We start from the raw sequence: 6,315 nt of genomic DNA, 5'->3' as shown, positions 1-6,315 counted from the left end.
TCAGCCGCCGCCGCCGCCCGCGCCGGGCGGCGCGCCCGCCCCCCGCCCCCCCCCCCCCCCGGGGGGTTGGGGGGTTCGACCCCCAAAGGACACCGTGACGGCGGGGAGGGGCGAGCGCAGTGTGAGCACGCCCCTCCCCCAAACCAGCCGTCACGCGCGGGGCTTTTCCCGCTGCTCGTAGGTCTCGATCTGGTCGTCGACCTTGATGTCGCTGTACGAGCCCAGCGTCAGACCGCACTCGTACCCGTCGCGAACCTCGACCACGTCGTCCTTGAACCGCCGCAGCGAGCTGACCGGCAGGTTCTCCGCCACGACGGTGCCGTCGCGGAGCAGACGCGCCTTGGCGTTGCGCCGGATCTCGCCCGAGGTGACGAGGCAACCGGCGATGGTGCCGAACTTCGAGGACTTGAAGACCTCGCGGACCTCCGCCCTGCCGAGTTCGACCTCCTCGTACTCCGGCTTGAGCATGCCCTTCAGCGCCTGCTCGATCTCGTCGATCGCCTGGTAGATGACCGTGTAGTAGCGGACGTCGACACCCTCGCGGGCGGCCCGCTCGGTCGCCTTGCCCTGTGCACGGACGTTGAACCCGAGGACGATCGCGTCGGACGCGGTCGCCAGGTCGATGTCCGACTCGGTCACGCCACCGACACCTCGGTGCACCACGTTCAGCTCGACGTCGTCGCCGACGTCCAGCTGGAGCAGCGAGGCCTCCAGCGCCTCGACCGTACCCGAGTTGTCACCCTTGATGATCAGGTTGAGGCTGTTCGTCTCCTTCAAGGCGGAGTCGAGGTCCTCGAGGCTGACCCGCTTGCGGCGCGACGCGTTGAGCGCGTTCCGCGTCCGGGCCGAACGCCGCTCGGCGATCTGCCGGGCGACCCTGTCCTCGTCGACCACCAGGAAGGTGTCGCCCGCGCCGGGCACCGAGGTGAACCCGATGACCTGGACCGGACGCGAGGGCAGTGCCTCGGTGACGTCCACGTTGTGCTCGTCGACCATCCGGCGCACGCGGCCGTAGGCGTCACCCGCCACGACCGAGTCACCGACGCGCAGCGTGCCGCGCTGGACCAGGACGGTGGCCACCGGACCGCGGCCGCGGTCGAGGTGCGCCTCGATCGCGACGCCCTGGGCCTCCATGTTCGGGTTGGCCCGCAGGTCCAGAGCGGCGTCCGCGGTCAGCAGGATCGCCTCGAGCAGACCATCGATGTTGATGTTCTGCCGCGCGGAGATCTCGACGAACATCGTGTCGCCGCCGTACTCCTCGGCGATCAGGCCGTACTCGGTGAGCTGCTGCCGGATCTTGTCCGGGTTCGCGCCCTCCTTGTCGATCTTGTTGATCGCCACCACGATCGGGGCCTTCGCGGCCTGGGCGTGGTTGATCGCCTCCACCGTCTGCGGCATGACACCGTCGTCGGCCGCCACCACGATCACCGCGATGTCGGTCGAGTTCGCACCGCGGGCACGCATGGCGGTGAACGCCTCGTGACCCGGGGTGTCGATGAAGGTGATCAGGCGCGGGGTGCCCTCGAGCTCGGTCTCGATCTGGTAGGCGCCGATGTGCTGGGTGATGCCACCGGCTTCACTCTCGCGCACCTTCGTCTTCCGGATCGTGTCCAGCAGCCGGGTCTTACCGTGGTCGACGTGACCCATGATGGTCACGACCGGCGGCCGGACCTGCAGGTCCTCCTCGCCACCCTCGTCCTCACCGTAGGTGATGTCGAAGGTCTCCAGCAGCTCGCGGTCCTCCTCCTCGGGGGACACGACCTGGACGACGTAGTTCATCTCGCCGCCGAGCAACTCGAGGATGTCGTCCGACACCGACTGCGTCGCGGTGACCATCTCGCCGAGGTGGAACAGCACCTGGACCAGGGAGGCCGGGTTCGCGTCGATCTTCTCCGCGAAATCGGTCAGCGAGGCACCACGCGGCAGCCGGATCGTCTCGCCCTGGCCCTTGGGAAGGCGGACGCCGCCGACGCTGGGCGCCTGCATGTTGTCCATGTACTCCTGGCGCTTCTGCCGCTTCGACTTGCGGCCCTTGCGCGAGGGACCACCCGGGCGCCCGAAGGCACCCGCGGTACCGCCACGGCCACCGGGGCCACCACGGCCACCGCCGCCGCCACGGAAACCGCCGCCACCGGCCGGGGCGCCGCCACCGGGGCCACCGCCACCGGGACGGAAACCGCCACCGCCGCCGCCCCCACCGGGACCGCCGCGGAACCCACCGCCGCCGCCACCGCCACCGGGGCCGCCGCGGAAACCGCCGCCGCCACCGGGACGACCGCCGCCACCGGGACCACCACGAGCGCCGCCACCGGGACCACCACGGCCGCCACCGGGACCACCGGCCGGACGGGCCGGGCGGCCCGGCATCATGCCGGGGTTCGGGCGCGGGGGCATGTTGCCCGGGCTCGGGCGGTTGCCACCGCCGGAACCGCCACCGGGACGCGGTGCCGGCCGGTCGCCGCCACCGGGACGCTCCGAGCCACCACCCGGACGGGGCGCACGGTCACCGGAGGGACCCGAACCCGGCCGCGGTGCGGGCGGGCGCGGGGCCGGCGCGCCGGAACCGACGCCGAACGGGTTGTTGCCGACCCGCGGCGTGCGCGGACCGGGCTTGGGGCCACCGGGCTTGGGACCCTGCGGCTTGGGCGGGACGACCGTGCCGGAGGACTGCTGGCCGGACGGCGCGGGGGTGTCCTGCTTGGGCGCGGCGGGCTCGGCCTTCGCGGCCGGGACCTGCTGCTGCGGTTGCTGCTGGGGCGCCGGGCGCGGACCGGGCCGCGGGCCGGGACGGGCACCGCCCGGCTTCGGCGCGGACGGCGCGGGGGCCTGCTGCTTGGCCGCCGGGGCCTGCGGAGCGGGCGCGGCGGGCTTCGGCGACGCGGGGGCCGCGCCGTTGGCCGCGGGCGGCGCGGGACGCGCCGGCGGGCCGGGGGTGGGCGCGGGCTTCTTGGCCGCGCTCTTCGGGGAGTACGCGTCCCGCAACCGGCGGGCGACCGGCGCCTCGACCGTGGAGGACGCGGACTTCACGAACTCGCCCTGCTCCTTGAGCTTGGCGAGAACTTCCTTGCTGGTGATGCCGAGCTCCTTAGCGAGCTCATGTACACGGGCCTTGCCTGGCACAGCTCTCCTCATCTAGGGGAGGCCAGGCGGCGGACCCGCTGACCTCGTCCTTATCGTCGCGCGTTCATGGCTTCAGCTTCACGGCTGACTCATGACGGGTCGACCTGCTTCCTTCATTCCGTGCGGACCCGGGGATGTCCCGGCTCCGTGTCTCGCTCGGTGCGCCGCCTAGGTGCCCGTGAGGTACTCGCGGACCGCTTGGGCGTCGAGCGCCCCAGGATCGCGTAACGCCCTGGGGAAGGCTCGCCGCCGCTCGGCCTTGGCCAGGCAGTCCGGCCCGGGATGCAACCACGCTCCCCGGCCCGGCAGCCGCCGACGTTCGTCGACGACCAGCCGCCCGTCCTTCACGACCACTCGGAACAGCTCACCGATCAAGGCCCGCTGCCGACAACCCACACATGTGCGCACCGGAGATTCCCGGTGCGCCTGGTGCTCGGATGCCCGCCGCGGACTTCGAACCACTCCTGAGTCTAGCGCTTCGACCTTCACTCAGCCGAACCGGTTGTCGCGGCGGGCCGCGGATCTTCGGAGTGGCCTTGATCACCCGCCTCGGCGGGGGCCGCGTCGCTGCGGATGTCGATCCGCCAGCCGGTCAGCCGGGCGGCGAGGCGGGCGTTCTGCCCCTCCTTGCCGATGGCCAGCGACAGCTGGAAATCGGGCACCACGACACGGGCGGCCTTCGCCCGCTCGTCCACGACCGTCACCGACACAACCTTCGCCGGGGACAGGGCATTCCCGACGAACGTGGCGGGGTCGTCCGAGTAGTCGATGATGTCGATCTTCTCGCCAGCCAGCTCGCTCATCACGTTGCGCACGCGCGCGCCCACGGGCCCGATGCAGGCGCCCTTGGCGTTGACGCCCGAAACGGTGGACTTGACCGCGATCTTCGTCCGGTGTCCCGGCTCGCGCGCCACCGCGGCGATCTCGACGGTGCCGTCGGCGATCTCCGGGACCTCCAGCGCGAACAGCTTGCGCACCAGGTTCGGGTGCGAGCGGGACAGGGTGATCTGCGGGCCGCGGTTGCTGCGGGAGACGACGAGGACGTACGCCTTGATGCGGCTGCCGTGCTCGTAGGGCTCCCCCGGCACCTGCTCACCCGAAGGCAGGACGCCCTCGGTGTCGCCCACCTGGACGACGACCATGCCGCGCGCGTTGGCGCGGGCGTCGCGCTGCACAACCCCGGCGACGATCTCGCCCTCCTTCGCGGAGAACTCGCCGAAGGTCTTCTCGTGCTCGGCGTCGCGCAGGCGCTGCAGGATGACCTGGCGCGCGGTGGTCGCGGCGATCCGGCCGAAGCCCTCGGGCGTGTCGTCCCACTCCTCGTCGACCTGGCCGTCGGGAGTGAGGGTGTGCGCGAGGACGCGGACCAGGCCGGTCTTGCGGTCGATGTCGATCCGCGCGTGCGGCTGGTGGCCCTCGGTGTGCTTGTACGCGGTCAGCAGCGCCGTCTCGATGGCCTCGATGACCGTTTCGAAGGGGATGTCCTTGTCCCGCTCGATGGCGCGCAGGGCGGCGATGTCGACGTTCACTTCTGCCCCTCCTCAGGTGCGGTCGGGGCGGGTTCGCCGCCGGTGGCACGGATCATGCCGGACGCGTCCTCCTCCAACAGTTTCAGTTCTTCGGCCGGTGGTTGCTTGAATTCGATCTCGACAACGGCCTTGGCCACCGAGGCGTAGCCGACGTCGGTGAGCTCGCCGCCGACCAGCATCCGCGCGGCCTTCTCGCCCGCGTGGCCGACGCGGCCGACGAACGCGGCGCCCTCGTGCGGCGTGACACGCACCAGGCGGAACCGGGCGCGGCGCCAGTGGCGCGGCAGGGTCAGCGGCCGGTCGAGGCCCGGCGAGGTGACCTCGAGGGTGTAGGCACTGGCCAGTACGTGATCGTTGTCGTCGAGTGCGGCCGACACGGCACGGCTCACCTCGGCGACCTCGTCCAGCCCGACGCCGTCGTCGGAGTCGACGACGACCTTGACCAGCCGGCGGCGGCCGGCCTGCTGCACCTCGAGGGCGTCGAGGTCGAAACCCGCGGTGCTGACGGCTTCGGCCACTATCGGCTCCAGCCGGCTGGCGAGTTCGTTGGGCACGTGGAGCACTCCTGTTCGGCTGGGTGAGCGGGCGGGCTGGTCACGACTGCGGTCGTAGTGGACCAGCTTATCTGGTGGGGCCGCCGTCACGCGCGAGCGGCGGTGCCGTGGGCGGACCTGGCAGGATGGGCCGACGTGACCGCAAGATCGATCGAGTTCAGCCGACGTGCCGCCCTGCGAGCGGGGGCGCTGGCCGCACTGGCCGTGCCGCTGGCCGCCTGTTCGGGGGGCAACGACGAGAGCCCCGATCCGCTGGCCCCGCTGCTCGCCGCCGCCGAGGCGGACGCCGCGGCCGCCAGGGCGCTCGCGACGGACGCCGTCGCCACTCAGGTCGCCGAAGCCCGTGCCGCGCACGCCGCGGCGCTCAAGTCCGAAGTGGACCGATTGAACCGGCCGAAGGCGGCCGCGCCGTCCTCCACGCCGGTCCCGCCGAGCGGTGTCGACGGGTTCCGCGACCGGCTGGCGGAGGCACGCAAGCAGGCCGCGGACCTCGTCGGCGGCCTGCCGAGGTACCGAGCGGGCCTGGTCGCGTCGATCGCGGCGGGCTGCGCGGCGCTCCAGCGTGTCGCCCCGCCGCTGGGCCCCGGTGAGGACGCCCCGGACCCGGCCGCGCCCACCGGCGCGCTCCCGCCGGAGGCGATCGACCCGCTGCAGAAGGCCCTCGCCGCCGAGCACGCGGCGGTCTGGGTGTACGGGCTGGTCAGTGCCTTCCTCCCGGCCGCGTTCGGCGACGCGGAGAAGAGCGGGATGGCCGAGCACGCCGAGCGGCGCGACCTGTGCCGGAAGATGATCTCCGCCGCCGGGACGTCCCCCGTGGCGCCGGAAGCGGCGTACGTGCCGCCGAAGCCGGTCACCGACAGCGGCTCCGCGGCCGTGGTCATCGCCACGGCCGAGTCGGACACGGCGGCGGCCTGGCTGAACGTCCTCACCCGCACCGATGACGCCGCGCTGCGCGGAATGGCACTGGCCGCGATGGTCGCGGCCGCCCGCCGGGGCACGCCGTGGCGAGCCGAAGCGGGCGAGAAACCCACCGCCGTCGCCATGCCGGGCCAAGCCCAGTCACGCTGAGACCGTGTAATGCCGTTAAGGCCACCTTGCGGGCATCTGACGCC

Annotated in this window: 5 protein-coding genes; 1 reads left to right on the top strand and 4 read right to left on the bottom strand. The window is 72.6% G+C overall.

The window, feature by feature from the left end; translation table 11 throughout:
• Window positions 1-150 precede the first annotated feature (150 nt).
• The 4 genes from infB to rimP form a co-directional block, all read right to left on the bottom strand.
• Window positions 151-3,120, bottom strand: coding sequence for a translation initiation factor IF-2 (infB, locus tag ACFWY9_RS44555; RefSeq protein ID WP_378324275.1), 2,970 nt, complete (start codon window positions 3,118-3,120; stop codon window positions 151-153).
• Window positions 3,121-3,288: 168 nt separating this feature from the next.
• Window positions 3,289-3,474 carry a YlxR family protein gene (locus ACFWY9_RS44550; RefSeq protein WP_378324180.1) on the bottom strand — a complete coding sequence of 62 codons (186 nt, stop codon included), beginning with the start codon at window positions 3,472-3,474 and terminating at the stop codon, window positions 3,289-3,291.
• A 131-nt stretch (window positions 3,475-3,605) separates the two neighbouring features.
• A complete protein-coding gene (gene nusA, locus ACFWY9_RS44545; protein WP_378324178.1) occupies window positions 3,606-4,649 on the bottom strand; it encodes a transcription termination factor NusA in 1,044 nt (347 codons plus the stop codon).
• The gene (gene rimP / locus ACFWY9_RS44540; RefSeq protein WP_378324177.1) at window positions 4,646-5,203 is read right to left on the bottom strand and encodes a ribosome maturation factor RimP; all 558 of its coding nucleotides are present in this window, start codon (window positions 5,201-5,203) and stop codon (window positions 4,646-4,648) included. The genes nusA and rimP overlap by 4 nt, the downstream gene beginning before the upstream one ends.
• Before the next feature lie 135 nt (window positions 5,204-5,338).
• Here rimP and ACFWY9_RS44535 point away from each other — a divergent pair, with 135 nt between their 5' ends.
• Window positions 5,339-6,271: a ferritin-like domain-containing protein gene (locus ACFWY9_RS44535; RefSeq protein WP_378324176.1), complete on the top strand. Its 933-nt coding sequence runs from the start codon at window positions 5,339-5,341 to the stop codon at window positions 6,269-6,271.
• Window positions 6,272-6,315: the final 44 nt, after the last annotated feature.

This window comes from Amycolatopsis sp. NPDC059027, from assembly GCF_042739735.1.
Classification (GTDB): domain Bacteria; phylum Actinomycetota; class Actinomycetes; order Mycobacteriales; family Pseudonocardiaceae; genus Amycolatopsis.
This window is presented reverse-complemented; position numbering and strand designations above follow the sequence as displayed.